Source organism: Streptomyces sp. NPDC034086, assembly GCF_055575515.1.
In genome coordinates, this window is the sequence record NZ_JBVISM010000008.1 from 222,162 (window position 1) to 242,329 (window position 20,168).

16 protein-coding genes are annotated in these 20,168 nt (G+C 73.8%); 8 read left to right on the forward strand and 8 right to left on the reverse strand.

What is annotated here, in order from left to right; genetic code table 11:
* The first annotated feature begins 35 nt into the window (after positions 1-35).
* Positions 36-404, forward strand: a complete 369-nt coding sequence (locus ACZ514_RS20340; RefSeq protein ID WP_468174724.1) for a hypothetical protein — start codon at positions 36-38, stop codon at positions 402-404.
* Between the two features lie 88 nt (positions 405-492).
* Positions 493-1,965, forward strand: coding sequence for an aminopeptidase (locus tag ACZ514_RS20345; RefSeq protein WP_468174721.1), 1,473 nt, complete (start codon positions 493-495; stop codon positions 1,963-1,965).
* 5 nt (positions 1,966-1,970) lie between these two features.
* On the opposite strand, the gene ACZ514_RS20350 is transcribed toward ACZ514_RS20345, so the two are convergent.
* Both ACZ514_RS20350 and ACZ514_RS20355 read right to left on the reverse strand, forming a co-directional pair.
* Positions 1,971-3,806, reverse strand: a complete 1,836-nt coding sequence (locus ACZ514_RS20350) for a glycoside hydrolase family 3 protein (RefSeq protein WP_469125300.1) — start codon at positions 3,804-3,806, stop codon at positions 1,971-1,973.
* A 149-nt stretch (positions 3,807-3,955) separates the two neighbouring features.
* Positions 3,956-4,852, reverse strand: a complete 897-nt coding sequence (locus ACZ514_RS20355) for a LysR family transcriptional regulator (protein ID WP_468174715.1) — start codon at positions 4,850-4,852, stop codon at positions 3,956-3,958.
* 82 nt (positions 4,853-4,934) lie between these two features.
* Here ACZ514_RS20355 and ACZ514_RS20360 point away from each other — a divergent pair, with 82 nt between their 5' ends.
* A complete protein-coding gene (locus ACZ514_RS20360) occupies positions 4,935-5,858 on the forward strand; it encodes an EamA family transporter (RefSeq protein WP_469125301.1) in 924 nt (307 codons plus the stop codon).
* Between the two features lie 96 nt (positions 5,859-5,954).
* Here ACZ514_RS20360 and ACZ514_RS20365 read toward each other — a convergent pair whose 3' ends face one another.
* The gene (locus tag ACZ514_RS20365; protein WP_468174709.1) at positions 5,955-6,512 is read right to left on the reverse strand and encodes a DUF937 domain-containing protein; all 558 of its coding nucleotides are present in this window, start codon (positions 6,510-6,512) and stop codon (positions 5,955-5,957) included.
* 277 nt (positions 6,513-6,789) lie between these two features.
* Here ACZ514_RS20365 and recD2 point away from each other — a divergent pair, with 277 nt between their 5' ends.
* Positions 6,790-9,039, forward strand: a complete 2,250-nt coding sequence (gene recD2, locus ACZ514_RS20370) for an SF1B family DNA helicase RecD2 (RefSeq protein WP_468174706.1) — start codon at positions 6,790-6,792, stop codon at positions 9,037-9,039.
* Positions 9,040-9,222: 183 nt separating this feature from the next.
* The gene (locus ACZ514_RS20375; RefSeq protein WP_136216460.1) at positions 9,223-10,512 is read left to right on the forward strand and encodes a citrate synthase; all 1,290 of its coding nucleotides are present in this window, start codon (positions 9,223-9,225) and stop codon (positions 10,510-10,512) included.
* Positions 10,513-10,887: 375 nt separating this feature from the next.
* Here ACZ514_RS20375 and ACZ514_RS20380 read toward each other — a convergent pair whose 3' ends face one another.
* From ACZ514_RS20380 to ACZ514_RS20400, 5 genes are all read right to left on the reverse strand, one after another.
* Positions 10,888-13,182, reverse strand: a complete 2,295-nt coding sequence (locus ACZ514_RS20380; RefSeq protein ID WP_469125302.1) for a heavy metal translocating P-type ATPase — start codon at positions 13,180-13,182, stop codon at positions 10,888-10,890.
* 102 nt (positions 13,183-13,284) lie between these two features.
* The gene (locus tag ACZ514_RS20385) at positions 13,285-13,518 is read right to left on the reverse strand and encodes a heavy-metal-associated domain-containing protein (RefSeq protein WP_468174700.1); all 234 of its coding nucleotides are present in this window, start codon (positions 13,516-13,518) and stop codon (positions 13,285-13,287) included.
* 167 nt (positions 13,519-13,685) lie between these two features.
* Positions 13,686-13,886, reverse strand: a complete 201-nt coding sequence (locus ACZ514_RS20390) for a helix-turn-helix transcriptional regulator (protein WP_469125303.1) — start codon at positions 13,884-13,886, stop codon at positions 13,686-13,688.
* A gap of 281 nt (positions 13,887-14,167) precedes the next feature.
* Positions 14,168-15,181 (reverse strand): Gfo/Idh/MocA family protein, encoded by a 1,014-nt coding sequence (locus ACZ514_RS20395; RefSeq protein WP_468699707.1) that lies wholly within the window; start codon positions 15,179-15,181, stop codon positions 14,168-14,170.
* A 26-nt stretch (positions 15,182-15,207) separates the two neighbouring features.
* On the reverse strand, positions 15,208-16,122 hold the full coding sequence (locus ACZ514_RS20400; protein WP_469125304.1) for a sugar phosphate isomerase/epimerase family protein: 915 nt from the start codon (positions 16,120-16,122) through the stop codon (positions 15,208-15,210).
* A gap of 171 nt (positions 16,123-16,293) precedes the next feature.
* Here ACZ514_RS20400 and iolC point away from each other — a divergent pair, with 171 nt between their 5' ends.
* From iolC to iolD, 3 genes are read left to right on the forward strand one after another with little or no spacing between them, the layout of a single operon-like run.
* Positions 16,294-17,217, forward strand: a complete 924-nt coding sequence (iolC, locus tag ACZ514_RS20405; protein ID WP_469125331.1) for a 5-dehydro-2-deoxygluconokinase — start codon at positions 16,294-16,296, stop codon at positions 17,215-17,217.
* Between the two features lie 7 nt (positions 17,218-17,224).
* Positions 17,225-18,280, forward strand: coding sequence for a 5-deoxy-glucuronate isomerase (iolB, locus tag ACZ514_RS20410; protein WP_469125332.1), 1,056 nt, complete (start codon positions 17,225-17,227; stop codon positions 18,278-18,280).
* Entirely contained in the window at positions 18,277-20,166 is a 1,890-nt protein-coding gene (gene iolD, locus ACZ514_RS20415) for a 3D-(3,5/4)-trihydroxycyclohexane-1,2-dione acylhydrolase (decyclizing) (RefSeq protein ID WP_468699709.1), read from the forward strand. The genes iolB and iolD overlap by 4 nt, the downstream gene beginning before the upstream one ends.
* Positions 20,167-20,168 lie beyond the last annotated feature (2 nt).

Here is a 20,168-nt window from a genome sequence, read left to right on the forward strand (position 1 = left end):
CGCGGGGGAAGAGGGGGCGCGGCCGGGAACGGGCCGTGTCCCTCGGGGTGTTCGTGGCGGCGCTGTGGCTGGCCGTGGGCGGGGTGTTCGCGACGGCGTCCGAGGCGCGGGCGGCCGCCGGCGGGTGCCCGGGACAACTGGTCCGGACGCTGCCGCTGCCCGGGGCCGAGGTGCGCGTGTACAAGAGCCGGACCCAGGTGTGCGCCGTGAACGTGGCCCTGGCCCCCGGGGAGCGCCGGTTCATGGAGGTCAGCGTTCAGCCGCGTGGCGGGGTCCCTGTGGGCGATGCGGGGCAATTCGCCCGGTACGCGGGCCCCGTCACCGTCGGAGCTATCAGCCGATGTGTGTATGTAAAGGGGAGCGTGGCGGCCGGATCGGTGGAGTCCGGCTGGATCCTCTGCTGAATCGGCGGAGCAACTGGGACTGTTCACGGGCATGTTGACCCCGCTAGGTTCACGGCGACCAGCAGTGAACCGAAATTGGGGAGAGTGCATGCGCAAGACGCTTGGCCGGCTGCTGCCGCTCACGGTGCTCATCGGCACCGTCGGCACGGCCGGTTTCACGGCTCAGACGGCCACCGCCGCAGAGCCGGCCGCAGCCGCGCAGGCCACCGCCGGACAGAGCTCCGCGGCGGACATCAAGGACCAGATCCTCGCGATCCCGGGCATGAGCCTGATCGAGGAGAAGCCGTATCCCGGCTACCGCTTCTTCGTGCTGAACTACGAGCAGCCGGTCGACCACCGGCAGCCGTGGAAGGGCACCTTCAAGCAGCGCGTCACCCTGCTGCACAAGGACGTCTCCCGGCCCACGGTCTTCTTCACCTCCGGCTACAACGTCAACACCAACCCGCGCCGCGCGGAGCCGACGACCATAGTCGACGGCAACCAGCTGTCCATGGAGTATCGATTCTTCAACCCGTCCCGCCCCGACCCGGCGGACTGGTCGAAGCTGGACATCTGGCAGGCCGCAAGCGATCAGCACCGCCTGTTCACCGCCTTCAAGAAGCTCTACCCCAAGAACTGGCTCGCCACGGGCGCCAGCAAGGGCGGCATGACGGCGACGTACTACGAGCGCTTCTACCCGCGCGACATGGACGGGATCGTCGCCTACGTGGCGCCCAACGACGTCGTCAACAAGGAGGACTCGGCCTACGACCGGTTCTTCGGCAAGGTCGGCACGAAGGAGTGCCGGGACCGGCTGAGCGCGGTCCAGCGCGAGGCCCTGATCCGCCGCGAGCCGCTGGAGGCCAAGTACAAGGCCGCCGCCGCCGAGAACGGCTGGACCTTCAACACGGTCGGCAGCCTCGACAAGGCCTTCGAGGCCGTCGTGCTCGACTACACCTGGGCCTTCTGGCAGTACAGCCTGCTCGCCGACTGCGCGGCCGTCCCGGACGCGAAGACCGCCACCGACCAGCAGATCTGGGACACGGTCGACTCGATCTCCGGCTTCTCGGCCTACGCCGACCAGGGCCTGGAGACGTACACGCCGTACTACTACCAGGCCGGTACGCAGCTCGGCTCGCCCGACATCAAGCAGCCGCACCTCAAGGACCTGAGCCGCTACGGCTACCAGCCGCCGCGCGACTTCGTACCGCGCGACATCCCGATGACCTTCCAGCCGGGAGCCATGGCGGACATCGACCGCTGGGTCCGCGACAACGCCCACCAGATGCTGTTCGTGTACGGACAGAACGACCCGTGGGGCGCCGAACCCTTCCGCCTCGGGTACGGAGTGCGCGACAGCTACGTGATGACCGCGCCGGGCGCCAACCACGGGGCCAACGTGGCCAAGCTCATGGACGGCGAGAAGGCCCTCGCGACCGCCCGGATCCTCCAGTGGGCCGGAGTGGCCCCGGCCGCGAACGTGTTCAGCACCGAGAGGGCGGCCCCCCAGGCGGCCCCGCTCGCCGCGCCGGACCCGCAGCTCGACCAGAGCGACCTGCGCCGCGAGTCGCTGCGCCGGTAGGCACCTCAGCGGGCCGCGGGCTGGTACGACAGCCCGTGGCCCAGCGGGTAGCGGCCCGGCACCGGAACGGGGAGACGGCCCACGGGCCGGCTCGCCCCCGTCAGCACCCGGGCCGCCGCCCGCAGCTCCACGTCCGTCCACGTGTAGGTGGCCACCTCGGCCGCGCACTCGGGCAGCCGCGCCGGATCGTACGGATTGCGGACCGCCACCAGCACCACCGGGACGCCCGTCGCCACCAGCTCCGCCACCAGCGTGCGCTGCGGGCTCTCGCCCTCCGGGACGTTGTACGTGCACACCAGCACCGCCGCGTGCCCCGGGGCGGCCGCCACCGCCCGCTCCGGCGGGAGCGCCCCGGCCCGGCAGCCCAGCGCGGTCAGCTCCCGCGCCAGGACCGCCGTCGGGGGTCCCGTCGTACCCGAGGGGGAGGCCGGGTCGGCCCCGGTCACCAGCAGCCGCGGCCCGGCCGACGCGTCCAGGGGCAGCAGCCCGCGGGGATTGGCCAGCAGGGTCGTCGTACCGGCGGCGACCGCGTCGGCCGCCGCCAGGTGCTCGGCCGTCCCCACCGCCTCGTCCACCCGCGCGTCGGAGGTGTACGGATCCTCGAACAGGCCCCGGCGGGCCTTCAGCTCCAGGATCCGCAGCACCGACTCCTCGATCCGCCCGCGCGTCAGCTCGCCCGAGTCCACGGCCGCCAGCACGCTGCGGTACGCCAGCTCCAGGTCGGGCGCGTTCAGCAGCTGGTCGCAGCCCGCCTTCAGGGCCAGCACGGGCACCCGCTCGTCCCCGTACTTCTGCCGGACACCGGCCATGTCGAGGGCGTCGGTGACCACCACCCCGCCGAAGCCGAGGTGTTCGCGCAGGACGCCGGTCACGATGGGCCGCGACAGGGTCGCCGGATCCCCCGAGGGGTCGAGCGCGGGGAACACGATGTGAGCCGTCATGATCACGTCCACGCCCGCGCGGACCGCCGCCCGGAACGGCGGCGCGTCCAGCTCCTCCCACTGCGCGCGGGTGTGCCGCATCACCGGCAGCCCGACGTGGCTGTCCGTCTCGGTGTCCCCGTGGCCCGGGAAGTGCTTCGCCGCTGCCGCCACCCCCGCCCCCTGGTAGCCGCGCACCTGGGCGGCGGCCAGCGCCGCGACGGCGTCCGGGTCGGAGCCGAAGGAGCGCACGCCGATCACCGGGTTGGCCGGGTTCACGTTCACGTCCGCCACCGGCGCCCAGTCCTGCCGGATCCCGAGCGCGGCCAGCTCGGTCCCGGCCACCCGCGCCGCCCGCCGCGCCCCCTCGGCGGAGCCCGCCGCGCCCAGTGCCATCGCCCCCGGCAGCAGGGTCGCGGGCCGGCCGATCCGGGCGACGGCCCCGTGCTCCTGGTCCACCGACAGCAGCAGCGGGATCCCCGCCCCCGAGCCGGCGGCGGCCCGCTGGAGGCCGTTGGACAGGGCGGCGATCTGGTGCGGGGAGCGGGTGTTGTGGGCCCACGCGAAGTAGACGACCCCGCCCAGGCGGTAGCGGGCCACCAGCTCGGCGGCGGTGCGCACGCCGAAGTGCCGCAGGTTCAGCTCGGCGTCCGCCGGGTCGGGGTCCGTCGCCGAGTGCCCGTAGGCCCGGGACACGAAGAGCTGTCCCACCAGCTCGGGCAGGCCCAGCCCGGACACCAGGGTCCGCAGCCGCTCCCGGCCCGGGCCGCGGCCCGGCGGACCGGCGGGGGCGCGGGAGTCGTCCGGGATCCGGGAGGCGGCGGTGGAGGCGGTGGAAGCCGCTCCGGCGGCTCCGGCGGCCGTGACGGCGGCCATGGCGGCGGCGGCGAGCAGAGCCCGGCGGGAGGCGTGGTTCGGCACCCCCAGGACCCTACTGCGGGACTGCGCGCCGGGGCTGACGGACACTCGGGAATGGCCCGTAAGTGCCGTGCCGGGCCGTGCCGGGCCGTGCGGAGCCGTGCCGTACGGGGCCGGGCGTCGCGGGCCGGGCGGGGCCCCGACGGCCCGCCTCAGGGCCTCCAGTGCTCCTGGAGGGTGCGTACGGCCTCGGTGATCGCGGGCCGGCGGGCCGCCCCCGTCCGCCACAAGGCGTACAGCCGGCGTACGGGCCCGGGCTCCAGCGGTACGGCCACCGCGCCCGGCGGCAGGGCACCGGTGCCCAGCCGGGGCACCACCGCGATCCCGAGGCCGGCCGCGACCAGGGCGACGATGGTGTGGTTCTCCTCGGCCGTGTGCACGATGTCCGGCTCGAACCCGGCCGTCCGCATGGTCCGCACCAGCCAGTCGTGGCAGACCCGTCCGGGCGGCTGGCACACCCACCGCTGGCCCCCCAGGTCCGCACGCCGCACCACCCGCCGGGCGGTGAAGGGGTGCCCGGCCGGGACCACCAGATCGCAGCGGTCGTCGCCGATGACCGCCTGTTCCACGCCCTCGGGGGCGGGCAGCGGGGCGATGTCCCAGTCATGGGCCACGGCCAGGTCGGTGAGGCCCCGGGCCACCAGGTCCACCGAGAGGTGGGGGTCGACCTCCGTCAGGCGTACCTCCAGAGCCGGATGGCGGCCCGCCAGGTCGGCCAGTACGCCCGGCAGCAGTCCGCGCGCCGCCGAGGCGAAGGCGGCGACCGTCAGCAGCCCGCTCGGCCGCCCGCGCCGCTCCTCCAGGGTGGTCTCGGCCCGTTCCACGATCGCCAGCAGCTCCCGCGCCGTGTCGGCCAGGTGCCGGGCCTCCTCGGTGAGCGCGATCCCGCGCCCGCGCCGCTCCAGCAGCGTGGTGCGGGTCTCCCGCTCCAGCTTGGCGATCTGCTGCGAGACCGCGGAGGGGGTGTAGCCGAGGGCGGCGGCCGCGCCCGCGACCGAACCGTGGACGGAGACGGCGTGCAGGGCGCGCAGCCTGGACAGGTCGAGCATCCGGCCATCGTAAGCAGCGCTTCATCCAACCCGGTAGTGATCTGCGCTGGTGCTACATGGTCCGGGCATCGATCCTCGGAGCATGCGTCCCGCACACACCGCACTCGCCGTACTCGTCGCCGCCGTCTGGGGGTTCAACTTCGTCGTCATCGAGATCGGCCTCGGCCACTTCCCGCCGCTGCTCCTGTCCGCCCTGCGCTTCCTCGTCGCCGCCCTGCCCGCCGTGTTCTTCGTCGGGCGGCCCAAGGTCGCCTGGAAGTGGGTCCTCGGGGTCGGGGCCGCCCTCGGGATCGCCAAGTTCGGGCTGCTGTTCACCGGCATGGCCGCCGGGATGCCGGCCGGCCTGTCCTCCCTGGTGCTCCAGATCCAGGCCGTCTTCACCGCGGTGCTGGCAGCGGCCGTCCTGCGCGAGCGCCCGGGCCGGGTGCGGCTGCTGGGCATGGCCGTGGCGCTGGCCGGGATCGCGGTGGCCGCCGTGGACCGGGGCGTCTCCGGGTCCGTCGCCGGCTTCGCCCTGGTCGTCGCGGCCGCCGCCTGCTGGGGCGTGTCCAACGTGCTCACCCGCAGGGCCGCCCCGCCCGACGCCCTGAACTTCATGGTCTGGGTGTGCACCGTCCCGGTGGTCCCGCTGGTCGCGCTCTCGCTGCTGCTGGAGGGGCCCGAGCGGGACCTGGCCGCGCTGCGCGCCCTGGACTGGTCGGGGGCGGCCGTCATCGGCTACGTCGCCTGGGTGTCCACCGTGTTCGGCTTCGGCGCCTGGGGCTACCTGCTGCGCCGCTACCCCGCGTCCGCCGTGGCGCCGTTCTCCCTGCTCGTTCCGGTGTTCGGGATGTCCTCGGCAGCCCTGGTCCTCGGCGAGGGGATCTCCGGGCCGCGCTGGCTGGCGGCGGTGCTGCTGGTCGGCGGGGTCGGCCTGACCTCGCTGGCCCCGGCGCGCGCGGGCACCCGTACGGGCGCCGCCGCGGGCGCCCCTCGCGCGGCGGCGGCCGCCGGCTCCGCCCCCTGAGGGAGGTCCCGCGCGGCGCCGGCGCGGGGGAGCGGTGCGGCGGAGCGGGTACGGGGACCCGTCCGCGTGCCCGCCCCGTACGCGCTGCCGGGCGGGCTACTTCCTGCCGCCGCCCAGGATCTGGCCCAGCAGGTCGCCCAGGCCGCCGGCCGGGCCGCCGCCCTGCGCCCCGCCCGCGGCCGCGCCGCCGGCCTTCGCCCCGCCCGGGCCCTTGCCGGCGGCCATGCGCTTGGCGAAGACGGCCGTCACGACCGGGATCAGCATCTCGACGACCCGCATGACGGTCGGCGCGGGGATGCCGGTCCTCTTCGCCACGGCATCGGCCACCGGCTTGCCGACCTTGGCGAGCACCCCGGCCATCATCCCGCCGCCGAGCAGCCCGCCGAGGCCGCCGCCGAGCGTGGCCACGCCCTGGAGGGGGGCCTCGGAGGCCCCGGAGCCCCCGGGCGGGCCGGACGCCTCGACGAGGGCCTGGCGGACCTCGTCGTCGCCGGCTTCGGCCTTCTCCTGGAGCCCCCCGGTCATCGCCCCGACGGTCTGGGCGACCGTCTCGCGGGCCCCGTCGGCGTCCGTGCCGAGCAGGCCGGCGATCTCGCCCAGCCCGTCGTCGCCGAGTTCACTCATCACGTCGTCCTGGAAGGAAGATTCGCTCATGCCGAAAACGCTACGTGTGCGGTGATTCGGCGGCACCTCGGAGTGGCGCCCGCGTGGCACTGGGTAACGGAAAGGTAAAGCTGTGGTTCCGGATGCAACCCTCGGGCCGAGTGCGGGGTCGTATGGTGCGTCGGCACTTCCGGGTGGGGATCCGGGGGGATCGGGAAGTCCGACGAGGGAGGGGTAACCGTGAGGGGGTCCGGCCGCGAGGCCGGACCCCCTTTCGTTCGTCCACAGGCCCCGGCGCCCTGTCGGCGGCGGACGGTAGCGTCGTGCCATGGTGAACAACGGGGCGGCGGTGCAACTGGCGGTGGTCGAGGGGGTGCTGGAGCGCATCACCTACGCCAACGAGGAGAGCGGTTACACGGTCGCCCGGGTCGACACGGGCCGGGGTGCCGGAGACCTGCTGACGGTCGTCGGCTCGCTCCTCGGCGCGCAGCCCGGGGAATCCCTGCGCATGGAGGGCCGCTGGGGCTCGCACCCGCAGTACGGCCGCCAGTTCAGCGTCGAGAACTACTCGACCATCCTGCCCGCCACCATCCAGGGCATCCGCCGCTACCTCGGCTCCGGCCTCATCAAGGGCATCGGCCCGCGCATCGCCGACCGCATCGTCGAGCACTTCGGCCTCGAGACCCTCGACGTCATCGAGGCCGAACCGAAGCGCCTGATCGAGGTCCCCGGCCTCGGCCCGAAGCGGACCCGGCTCATCGGCGCGGCCTGGGAGGAGCAGAAGGCCATCAAGGAGGTCATGGTCTTCCTCCAGGGCGTCGGCGTCTCCACCTCCATCGCGGTGCGCATCTACAAGAAGTACGGGGACGCCTCCATCTCCGTGGTGAAGAACCAGCCGTACCGGCTCGCCGCCGACGTCTGGGGCATCGGCTTCCTCACCGCCGACCGCATCGCCCAGGCCGTCGGGATCCCGCACGACAGCCCCGAGCGGGTCAAGGCGGGCCTCCAGTACGCCCTGTCGCAGTCCACCGACCAGGGGCACTGCTTCCTCCCCGAGGAGCGGCTCATCGCCGACGGGGTCAAACTGCTCCAGGTCGACACCGGGCTGGTCATCGAGTGCCTGGCCGAACTCGCCGCGGATCCGGAGGGAGTCGTACGGGAGTCCGTGCCCGACCCGCAGGGCGGCCCGGACCCCCTGACGGCGGTGTACCTGGTTCCCTTCCACCGGGCGGAGCTGTCGCTGGTCGGCCAGGTCCGCCGGCTGCTGAACGCCGAGGAGGACCGGATGCCCGGCTTCCGTGACGTGGACTGGGACAAGGCCCTCGGCTGGCTGGCCGGGCGGACCGGGGCCAGCCTCGCGCCCGAGCAGCGGGACGCGGTCAGGCTGGCCCTCACCCGGCGGGTGGCCGTGCTCACCGGCGGCCCCGGCTGCGGGAAGTCCTTCACCGTGCGCTCCATCGTCGAGCTGGCCCGGGCCAAGAAGGCCAAGGTGGTGCTCGCCGCCCCCACCGGCCGCGCGGCGAAGCGGCTGTCCGAGCTGACCGGGGCCGACGCCTCCACCGTGCACCGGCTGCTGGAGCTCAAGCCCGGCGGGGACGCGGCGTACGACCGGGACCGGCCGCTGGACGCCGACCTCGTCGTGGTCGACGAGGCCTCGATGCTGGACCTGCTGCTCGCGAACAAGCTGGTCAAGGCGGTGGCGCCGGGGGCGCACCTGCTGCTGGTCGGCGATGTGGACCAGCTCCCCTCGGTGGGCGCCGGCGAGGTGCTGCGGGACCTGCTGGCCGAGGGCGGCCCGGTGCCCGCCGTCCGGCTGACCCGGATCTTCCGCCAGGCCCAGCAGTCGGGCGTGGTCACCAACGCACACCGCATCAACACCGGGGTGCCGCCCCTCACCGACGGCCTGCCGGACTTCTTCCTCTTCCCCGAGGAGGACACGGAGGCGGCCGGGATCCTCGCCGTGGACGTGGCCGCCCGCCGGATCCCGGCCCGGTTCGGCCTGGACCCGCGCCGGGACGTCCAGGTCCTCGCCCCGATGCACCGGGGCCCGGCCGGCGCGGGGAACCTGAACGGGCTGCTCCAGCAGGCGATCACCCCGGCCCGGCCGGGGCTGCCGGAGAAGCGGTTCGGCGGCCGGGTCTTCCGGGTGGGCGACAAGGTGACCCAGATCCGCAACAACTACGAGAAGGGCGCCAACGGCGTCTTCAACGGCACCGTGGGGGTCGTCACCGCCCTCGACGTGGACGAGCAGCGCTTGACGGTCCGTACAGAGGAGGACGAGGAGGTCGGGTACGAGTTCGCCGAGCTGGACGAGCTGGCGCACGCGTACGCCGTCACCATCCACCGCTCCCAGGGGAGTGAATATCCGGCCGTCGTGATCCCGGTCACCACGGGAGCTTGGATGATGCTCCAGCGGAATCTGCTCTACACGGCCGTGACCCGGGCGAAGAAACTGGTCGTCCTGGTCGGGTCACGCAAGGCCCTCGGGCAGGCCGTGCGTACCGTTTCCGCAGGCAGGAGGTACACCGCGGTCGCTTCCCGGCTCGCCGGGCGCGTCTCGGTGGGAAACATCACCTAGATGATCGATCATTTGGGGTTCCGACAACCGGTGGGAAGGGGGCAGGATGAGCAGGTTGAAGGCACTCAGTGCCGTCAGACGGACCAAAGGCCGACCCCGAGTGCACTCTCCTGCGCCAAATGGGGGAAGGTAGAGGCAGTCAGGGCACCTCGAAGAAGAGGCACTACGTCGGTGAGGGATGACGTGAGCGACAACTCAGTAGTACTCCGGTACGCGGACGGTGAATACACCTACCCGGTGGTCGAAAGCACCGTCGGTGACCAGGGCTTCGACATCTCGAAGCTGAGGGCCCAGACCGGGCTCGTCACCTTGGACAGCGGCTACGGCAACACCGCCGCGTACAAGTCCGCCATCACCTACCTCGACGGTGAGCAGGGCATCCTGCGCTACCGCGGCTACCCGATCGAGCAGCTGGCGGAGCGCTCGACCTTCATCGAGGTCGCCTACCTGCTGATCAACGGTGAGCTCCCGACCGTCGACCAGCTCGCGTCCTTCCGCAACGAGATCACCCAGCACACGCTGCTGCACGAGGACGTCAAGCGGTTCTACGACGGCTTCCCGCGCGACGCCCACCCGATGGCCATGCTGTCGTCCGTGGTCAGCGCGCTGTCGACGTTCTACCAGGACAGCCACAACCCGTTCGACGAGAAGCAGCGCCACCTCTCGACGATCCGCCTGCTGGCCAAGCTGCCGACGATCGCCGCGTACGCGTACAAGAAGTCGGTCGGCCACCCGGTGGTCTACCCGCGCAACGACCTCGGCTACGTCGAGAACTTCCTGCGCATGACCTTCTCCGTGCCGGCCCAGGAGTACGACCTGGACCCGGTCGTGGTCTCCGCGCTCGACAAGCTGCTGATCCTGCACGCGGACCACGAGCAGAACTGCTCCACCTCCACCGTGCGCCTGGTCGGCTCCTCGCAGGCGAACATGTTCGCCTCGATCTCCGCCGGCATCTCGGCCCTGTGGGGCCCGCTGCACGGCGGCGCCAACCAGTCCGTCCTCGAGATGCTGGAAGGCATCAAGAACGACGGCGGCGACGTCGACGCCTTCATCCGCAAGGTGAAGAACAAGGAGGACGGCGTCCGCCTGATGGGCTTCGGGCACCGCGTCTACAAGAGCTTCGACCCCCGGGCGAAGATCATCAAGGCGGCGGCGCACGACGTCCTCTCGGCGCTCGGCAAGAGCGACGAGCTGCTGGACATCGCGCTCAAGCTGGAGGAGCACGCGCTGGCCGACGAGTACTTCGTCGCCCGCAACCTCTACCCGAACGTGGACTTCTACACCGGTCTGATCTACCGGGCCATGGGCTTCCCGACCGAGATGTTCACCGTGCTGTTCGCGCTCGGCCGCCTCCCCGGCTGGATCGCCCAGTGGCACGAGATGATCAAGGAGCCCGGCTCCCGCATCGGCCGCCCGCGCCAGATCTACACCGGCGAGGTCCTGCGCGACTTCGTCCCGGTCGAGGCCCGCTGAGGCCTTCCCGGCGGCACCGGTCATACGGAAAGCGCCCCGCCGTCGATCCCCCCACGGGTCGACGGTCGGGGCGCTTCCCTTTCCCCGGCGGCGGATTCCCCCCACGGGACCCGCGCCGGGGCGTCGGTGTGTGCCGGGACCCGTTCGGGTCGGGAGGGCCGCTCACAGCTTCCCGAGGGCACGCGTCCCGGCCGGCGGATGCCCGGACGTCCCCCCAAGGACCTCCGTGAAACGTCCCCCAAGACGTTTTCGGCATCGCCCCATTAGACCCGTGCCGACCCCGGATGGTTACGTTGCCCTCGCTGTGATCTGCGTCTCCAGTGAAGGATGTGTGGAGGGAACGGGGAGGAGGCGGCCGGATTCCGCCCCGGGGCCCTACCGGAACGAGCGCAGGCGCAGGCTGTTCGTCACGACGAAGACCGACGAGAAGGCCATGGCGGCACCCGCGACCATCGGGTTGAGCAGGCCGGCGGCGGCCAGCGGCAGCGCCGCCACGTTGTAGCCGAAGGCCCAGAACAGGTTGCCCTTGATGGTGGCGAGGGTCCGCCGGGAGAGCCGGATCGCGTCCGCCGCCACCCGCAGGTCACCCCGTACCAGGGTCAGGTCACCGGCCTCGATGGCCGCGTCGGTGCCGGTGCCCATGGCCAGACCCAGGTCGGCCCGGGCGAGCGCGGCCGCGTCGTTGACCCCGTCGCCCACCATGGCGACCGTGCGGCCCTCGGCCTGGAGCCGGCGGACCACGTCCACCTTGTCCTGCGGGAGCACCTCGGCGATCACCTCGGTGATGCCCACCTCACGGGCCACCGTCTCGGCCACGGCCCTGTTGTCGCCGGTCAGCAGGACCGGGGTGAGGCCCAGCGCCCGCAGCCGGGCCACGGCCTCGGCGCTGGTCGCCTTGACCGCGTCGGCCACGGTCAGGACACCGCGGGCCGTGCCGTCCCAGGCGACCAGGACCGCGGTGGCGCCCGCGGCCTCGGCGGCGGTCTTCGCCCCGGCGAGCGCGGCGGGCAGGGCGATCCCCCGTTCCGCGAGCAGCCGCTCGCGCCCCACCAGGACCTCGCGCCCCTCGACCACGCCCCGCACGCCGAGCCCGGCCACGTTCTCGAAGGAGGCGGGCGCCGGCAGCTCCCCGGCGGCAGCGGCGGCCCCGGCGGCGACCGCCCGCGCGACCGGGTGCTCGGAGGCGTGCTCGAGCGACCCCGCGAACCGCAGCAGCTCCCGCTCGTCCACACCTTCGGCGGCGTGCACCCCGGCCAGGGTCATCCGGCCGGTGGTGACCGTCCCCGTCTTGTCGAGCACGACCGTGTCCACGCGCCGGGTGGACTCCAGCACCTCGGGCCCCTTGATCAGGATGCCCAGCTGCGCGCCCCGGCCCGTACCGACCATCAGGGCGGTCGGCGTGGCCAGGCCCAGGGCGCAGGGGCAGGCGATGATCAGGACGGCCACGGCGGCGGTGAACGCGGCGGCGGGATCGTCGGTGGCCAGCAGCCAGGCGACCCAGGTGCCGAGCGCCAGCACCAGGACGACGGGCACGAACACGGCCGAGATCCGGTCGGCGAGGCGCTGCACCTCGGCCTTGCCGCTCTGGGCCTCCTCGACCAGCCGGGCCATCCGGGCGAGCCGGGTGTCCGCGCCGACCCGGGTGGCCTCGACGACGAGCCGGCCGGAGGCGTTGACGGTGGCGCCGGTGACCGCGTCCCCGACGGTGACGTCGACGGGGAGGGACTCGCCGGTCAGCATGGAGGCGTCCACGGCGGAGGAGCCCTCGACGACCGTTCCGTCGGTGGCGATCTTCTCCCCCGGACGGACCACGAACCGGTCACCGGCCGCGAGCGCGCCGACCGGGATCCGCACCTCCCGGCCGTCGCGCAGCACGGCCACGTCCTTGGCGCCGAGTTCCATCAGCGCCCTGAGGGCCGCGCCCGCCTTCCGCTTGGAACGGGCCTCCAGGTAGCGGCCGAGCAGGATGAACGACACCACCCCCGCCGCGACCTCCAGGTAGAGGGCGGAGGAACCGTCCGTACGGGAGACGGTCAGGTCGAAGCCGTGCCGCATCCCGGGCGCACCGGCGTGGCCGAGGAACAGGGCCCACAGGGACCAGGCGTACGCGGCCAGCGTCCCGACCGAGACCAGGGTGTCCATGGTGGCCGCGCCGTGCCGGAGGTTGGTCCAGGCGGCCCGGTGGAAGGGCAGGGCGCCCCAGACGGCGACGGGCGAGGCGAGGGTGAGCGAGAGCCACTGCCAGTTGTCGAACTGGAGGGCCGGGACCATCGAGAGCAGCACCACCGGCAGGGCCAGGACGGCGGACACCAGCAGCCGCTGCCGCAGCGCGTCGAGCCCGGGGTCGCGCCCGTCGGCCCCCGCGCCGGCCGCGGCGCCCCCGCCGGATTCCGGCTCGGGGCGGGGCGGGGCGGGCGGCGGGGGCTGCTCGGCGGTGTAGCCCGTCCTGACCACGGTCGCGATCAGGTCGGCCACCTGGACCGAGCCGCCGTAGGAGACCCGGGCCTTCTCGGTGGCGTAGTTCACCGTGGCGCTGACGCCGTCCATCCGGTTGAGCTTCTTCTCGATGCGGGCCGCGCAGGAGGCGCAGGTCATCCCGCCGATCGTCAGCTCGACCTCGGAGCCGGGGGCTTCCGCCGCGGGCCGGTCGTGCACCGTGCTGCTGCTCATGTTCCCGCTCCAGGGGGAGGGCCGGGCCGTACGGTCCAGTATGAGCTGGCGGGTGCGGCCCGGCGGTACTGCGGTCGTGCGGGGTGCCGGGAGGCGGCGGGCTCAGGCCCGGCCGGCGAGCTCGTACCCGGCCTCGTCCACGGCGGCGCGTACGTCGGCCTCGGCGAGCGGGGCGGCGGAGGTCACGGTCACCTCACCGGTGGCCGCGACGGCCTTGACCGAGGTCACGCCGGGGAGGGCGGTGAGCTCGGCGGTCACCGCGCCCTCGCAGTGCCCGCAGGTCATGCCGGTGACCTTGTACACGACGGTGTGCTGGGTGTCCGTTTCGGCGGCCATGTCGTTCTCCTCGTCGAAGGGGTGTCTCTCCTCCTCAGTTTATACCCCTAGGGGGTATTGAGCGAATATCCGTCGGCGCTGGAGCGGCGCGGCCGGGCGGCCGGGCCGGGGAGGAGCCCTGGTGACCGGGGCGGGGACCGGGTCCGCCCCGGTCCCGCGGCGCCGGATCACTCCTCGCGGCGGCCCCGGTTGCCCGGGCGGCGCGACACCCAGGTCCGGATGGTGTCGGCGTACCAGTAGGGCTTGCCGGCCTCCACGTGGTCCGGGGCCGGCAGCAGCCCGTGCTTGCGGTACGAGCGCACGGTGTCGGGCTGGACCCGGATATGGGCGGCGATCTCCTTGTAGGACCACAGCTGTCGGTCGCGCATGCAGCCACCTCCTGGTCCACGGCGCGGGGCCGGCCGGGAGGCCGTCGGGGGAGCCGGCGCGTGGACATGACGATCACTCGGGTTGTGCCCGGAGAACGACGCTCGGTGAGCGCGGGGGAGTGGCTGTCGACCGGCTGTGACGGAAAACCCGCGTAGTACGGACATCCGTGACACGGCGGCGACTCCTGTGACGCATGCGGCACAGGAGACGCCCGGGGAGGGCGGGCGTACGGCCGTCCGTGGCGGGCGTACGGCGGAAGTCGGCGCGCCTACCGCATGGGTCAGCGGGCGTACAGCTCCGGCCGCCCGGCCAGCCGCACCTCGGTCCGTACGCCGTCCCGCGCCGCCGCCAGTCCCGCCTCCGACACGGCGGCGGCCGCGTACCCGTCCCACGCGTCGGGCCCGTCCACCCGCCCCCGCGCCGCCGCGGCGACCCAGCGACGCAGCTGGCGGTCGTAGGCGTCGGCGAAGCGGGTGGTGAAGTCCTGGGTGATCTCCCCGCCCCAGCGGCCGGCCGACTGGACGACCATCGCGTGCCCGTCACCGATCCGGGCACTGCCGGACTCCCCGACGGCTTCGCACTGCACCTGGTAGCCGAAACCGCAGTTGACGAAGATCTCCACGTCGACGATCGCCCCGCCCGAGGTCTCCAGCAACACCAGCCGGGGGTCGCGCAGCCCCTCCGGCGCCGCCGAGGACGGCGCGGGGGACAGCACGGTCACCGCGGTGACCTCCTGGCCCAGCAGCCAGCGGGCCGCGTCCACCTCGTGCACCACCGAGTCGCTGATCAGCATGTCGCTGGTGAAGAAGGACGGCGAGGCCGCGTTGCGGTGCCGGCAGTGCAGGAAGAGCGGCCGGCCGATCCCGCCCGCGTCCAGCAGCTCCTTGAGCCGTTCGTACTCCGCGTCGAAGCGCCGCATGAACCCCACCTGGACCAGGCGCCGGCCTAGCCTGCGCTCCGCCTCCAGCACCCGCAGGGCCCCCTCCGGGTCCGGGGTCAGCGGCTTCTCGCAGAGCACCGGCAACTCCCGCTCCACGGCGTGCAGAATCGCTTCCTCATGGGCCGGGCCGGGCGAGGCGATCAGTACGGCGTCCACCCCCGGCGCCGCCATCGCCGCCGCCGGGTCCGTGTACGCGCCCGCCCCGTCCAGGGTCGCCGCGACCTCCTTGACCCGGTCCCCGTCCGGATCGGCCACGGCCACCACCCGTGCGCCGCCGACCGTGCCGCCGATCCGGCGGACGTGGTCGGTCCCCATCTTCCCGGTGCCGATGACGGCGATGCCGAGCGTGCTCATGTCTCTCCTCAGGATGGCCGGGCCGGTCAGCGGGCGCCGCACGCACGCAGGTAGGCGCGGGTGCGCCGGGCGATCGGCAGCGGACGCTCCGGCGGACACGGGTACATGTCCTGCTCCACGATCGCGAACAGGTCCACCCCGAGCCCCTGCGCCGCCGCCAGCACGGGCTGCAGCGCGGGCACCCCGGACGGCGGCTCGCACATCACCCCCCGCGCCACGGCCGGGCCGAACGGCGTCCCCTGCGCCCGCACTTCGGCCAGGACCCGCGGGTCCACCTGCTTCAGGTGCAGGTAGCCGATCCGCTCGCCGAAGGCCTCGATCGCCTCGACGCTGTCCCCGCCGCAGTACGCGTAGTGCCCCGTGTCCAGGCACAGGGAGACCAGCGCCGGATCGGTGGCGTCCAGGAACCGGGCCACGTTCCGCGGGGTGTCGAGGTGCGTGTCCGCGTGCGGGTGGACCACGATCCGCAGCCCGTACCGCTCCCGGACCTCCCGGCCCAGACGCTCGGTCCCCGCGGCCAGTTCACGCCACTGGGCCGCGCCGAGCACCGGATCCTCCAGCACGGCGCCCGTCTTGTCGTCGCGCCAGAAGGAGGGGATGACGACGAGGTGCTCCGCGCCCGTGTCCCGGGCCAGCGCGGCGATCCGCGACACGTGCGCCCAGGTCTCCTCCCAGACGGCGGGGCCGTGATGGAGTCCGGTGAAGACCGTGCCCGCGGACACCCGCAGGCCTCGCCTGGCCGTCTCGTCGGCGAGCCGGGCGGGATCGGTGGGCAGGTAGCCGTACGGGCCGAGCTCGATCCACTCGTACCCGGCGTCGGCGACCTCGTCGAGGAACCGCTCCCAGGGCGTCTGGAGGGGATCCTCCGGGAACCAGACACCCCAGGAGTCCGGAGCCGAACCGATACGGATACGGGTCAACGCGGGTGGGGAGGAGGTCATGACGGCCACCTTAGGGTGCGGAGGTCCGGGGGACCGGGGGGTCGCGGACTGTGCGGGACTCGCGGGACTTCGAGGAACGAGGGAGGACGAATGGCAGGAGGGCCCGCCGTGACCACGGCGGACGGACCGGCGGAGGGGCCGACCGGGGAAGCGGCCTACGACCTGATCACGATGGGGCGGATCGGGGTGGATCTCTACCCGCTCAAGACCGGTGTACCGCTCGCCGAGGCCGAGACCTTCGGCAAGTTCCTCGGCGGCTCGCCGGCGAACGTCGCCGTCGCGGCCGCCCGGCTCGGACGGCGCACGGCCGTCATCACCCGGACCGGGGCCGACCCCTTCGGCGCCTATCTGCGGGCCGAGCTGCGGGCGTTCGGCGTCGACGACCGGTGGGCGGGCGAGGTGGCGGCGTACCCGACGCCCGTCACCTTCTGCGAGGTCTTCCCGCCGGACCACTTCCCGCTCTACTTCTACCGGCTCCCGAAGGCACCCGACCTGGAGATCCTCCCGGACGAGATCGACCGGGAGGCAGTGCGGGCGGCGCGGGTCTTCTGGATGACGGGCACGGGGCTCAGTGCCGAGCCGAGCCGCGGCGCGACCCTGGCCGCGCTGGAGGCCCGCTCGAAGTCCGGGACCACCGTCTTCGACCTCGACTGGAGGCCCACGCTGTGGGACGGCCCGCCGCGGAGCTGGTACGAGCGGGCCCTCGGGATGGCGACGGTGGCCGTCGGCAACACCGAGGAGTGCCGGGTCGCGACCGGGCACGACGAGCCGTACGCGGCGGCGGAGGCGCTGCTCGCCGCCGGGGTGGAGCTGGCCGTGGTCAAACGCGGACCGCGGGGCGTGCTCGCGGTGCACCGGGACGGGGCGGCGGTGGAGGTCCCGCCGGTGGAGGTGGACGTGGTGAACGGGCTCGGCGCCGGGGACGCCTTCGGGGGCGCGCTGTGCCACGGGCTGCTGGCCGGCTGGGACCTGGAGCGGGTGCTGCGGTACGCGAACGCCGCCGGGGCGATCGTGGCCTCGCGGCTGGCGTGCTCGTCGGCGATGCCGTTCCCGGGCGAAGTGGAGGAGGTGCTCGGCCGTGCCGGTGGTCTGTGAGCGGGAGATGGAGTTCACCCGGCTGCGGGTGCTGGAGCTGGCGCCGGGGGAGTCGTACGCGCACGCGTGCGGGGACGCCGAATGGATCGTGCTCCCGCTGTCCGGTGGCTGCGAGGTCCGCTGCGAGGAAGGCGCGGCGGGCGCGGAAGGCGGGGAGGGCGCGGTGGGCGCGGTGGGCGCGGTGGGCGGGGAGGGCGCGGACGGGGCCGGGGTGACCGGGTCCGGCCGGGCCTTCCGGCTGCGCGGCCGGCCCGGGGTGTTCGCCGGGGTCACCGACTTCGCGTACCTCCCCCGCGACGGGCGCGCGGAGGTCGCCTCGGCGCGGGGCGGGCGGTTCGCGCTCGTCGGCGCGCGCTGCGGGACCAGGCTGCCCGCCCGGTACGGCTCCGCCGAGGACGTGCCCGTCGAGCTGCGCGGCGCCGGCCGCTGCTCGCGCCAGGTCAACAACTTCGCCGCCGCGGGTGCCTTCGCCGCCGACCGGCTCATCGCCGTCGAGGTGCTCACCCCCGGCGGCAACTGGTCCTCGTACCCGCCCCACAAGCACGACGAGCACCACCCGGGCGAGGAGTCCCGGCTGGAGGAGATCTACTACTTCGAGATCGCCCCGCACGGCGACACCCCCGGCGTCGGCTACCAGCGCGTGACGCCCTCGCCCGCGGGGAGGACCGACGTCCTCGCCGAGGTGCGGACGGGCGACGCCGTCCTCATCCCGGACGGCTGGCACGGGCCGTCGATCGCCGCGCCCGGACACGACATGTACTACCTGAACGTGATGGCCGGCCCGGGGCCGGAACGGGAGTGGCTGATCCGGGACCACCCCGACCACGCCTGGATCCGCGAGGAGTGGGCGGGGCAGGACGTGGATCCCCGGCTGCCGTTCCCGCCGCGCGCGGAGCCAGGTTCCGCGTCCGGTTCGCAGTCCGGCCCCGCGTCCCGCCCGCAGTCCGGTTCCGCGTCCCGCCCGGAGTCCCGTCCCGCGTCGGGTTCCGCGTCCCGCTCGCAGTCGGGTTCCGCGTCCCGCCCGGAGTCCCGTCCCGCACCCCGTCCCGAGGAGGCCCCGTGACCGTGCCGCCGCGCAGCGTCCGGCTCACCACCGCCCAGGCGCTCGTACGGTTCCTGAGCGTCCAGTACGCCGAGCGCGACGGCCGCCGGCACCGGCTGATCGCCGCCACCTGGGGGATCTTCGGGCACGGGAACGTCGCCGGGATCGGGCAGGCCCTGCTGGAGAGCGGCCCGGACGCCATGCCGTTCCTCCAGGGGCGCAACGAACAGGCCATGGTGCACGCCGCCGTCGGCTACGCCCGCCAGAGCGGCCGGCTCTCCGCGCACGCCGTCACCACCTCCATCGGGCCCGGCGCCACCAACCTCGTCACCGGCGCGGCCCTCGCCACCGTCAACCGGATCCCGGTGCTCCTGCTGCCCGGGGACACCTTCGCGGCCCGGCCCGCCGATCCCGTGCTCCAGCAGCTGGAAGTCCCCTTCGCGGGCGACGTCTCCGTCAACGACACCCTGCGGCCCGTCTCCCGGTACTTCGACCGGATCACCCGCCCCGAGGCCCTGGTCCCGGCCGCCCTCCAGGCGATGCGGGTGCTCACCGACCCGGTGCAGACCGGCGCCGTCACCCTCGCGCTCCCGCAGGACGTGCAGGCGCAGGCGTACGACTGGCCCGAGGAGTTCTTCGCCGAGCGGGTGTGGGCCGTACGCCGCCCCCGCCCCGACCGCCGCGAACTCGCCGCCGCCGCCGCACTCGTACGCGGCTCCGCGCGCCCCCTGGTCATCGCCGGCGGCGGCATCCGGCACAGTGCCGCCCAGGACGCCCTCGCCGCCTTCGCCGAGGCCACCGGGATCCCCGTCGCCGCCACCCAGGCGGGCAAGGGCGTCCTCCCGTACGACCACCCCGCCGACGTGGGCGGCGTCGGCCACACCGGGACGGCCGCCGCGGACGGACTGGCCCGCGGCGCCGACCTGGTCATCGCCGCCGGGACCCGGCTCACCGACTTCACCACCGCCTCCGCCACCCTGTTCCAGAACCCGGCCGTCCGCTTCATCGGCCTCAACCTCGACCCCTACGACGCCCACAAACTGGCCGCCCACCCCCTCGTCGGCGACGCCCGCGAGGCCCTCACCGAACTCCGGGAAGCGGTCTCCGGGTACCGGGTCGAGCCGCCGTACGAGGCGGCGTACACGGCGGCGAAGGCCGACTGGGAGCGCCGCGTCGACCGGGCCTGGGCCGCCCCGCGGGAGGACGCCCGGCCCACCCAGGCACAGGTCCTCGGCCTGCTCGACGGGCTCGTCGACGGCAGCGACATCCTGATCAACGCCGCCGGCTCCCTGCCGGGCGACCTGCACCGGCTGTGGCGGGCCCGCTCCGCCGACCAGTACCACGTCGAGTACGGCTACTCCTGCATGGGCTACGAGATCCCCGCCGCGATCGGCACCGCCCTGGCCGCGCCCGGCCGCCCGGTCTGGGCGCTGGTCGGCGACGGGACGTACCTGATGAACCCGACGGAGATCGTCACCGCCGTCCAGGAGCGGATCCCGGTCACGGTGGTGATCCTCGACAACCACGGCTACGCCTCCATCGGCGGCCTGTCCGGGGCGGTCGGCGGTGAGGGCTTCGGCACGGCGTACCGCTTCCGGGGGGAGGACGGCTCGTACGACGGGCCGCCCCTGCCGGTGGACCTCGCGGCCAACGCGGCCTCCCTCGGAATGGCCGTGATCCGCACCCACACCATCGGTGACCTGCGAAAAGCCCTCGCCGAGGCGCGTGAGTCGGACCGGCCCACATGTGTCTACGCACAGACCCGAACACCCGACACTGTGTCGGGCCCGCCCCCGGCACAGGCGTGGTGGGATGTTCCTGTGGCCGAGACCGCGACCCGTGCGCCGGCCGCCCAGGCCCGTGAAGAGTACGACCGGCAAGCCGCGCAGCGACGTCGCCATCTGTGAAG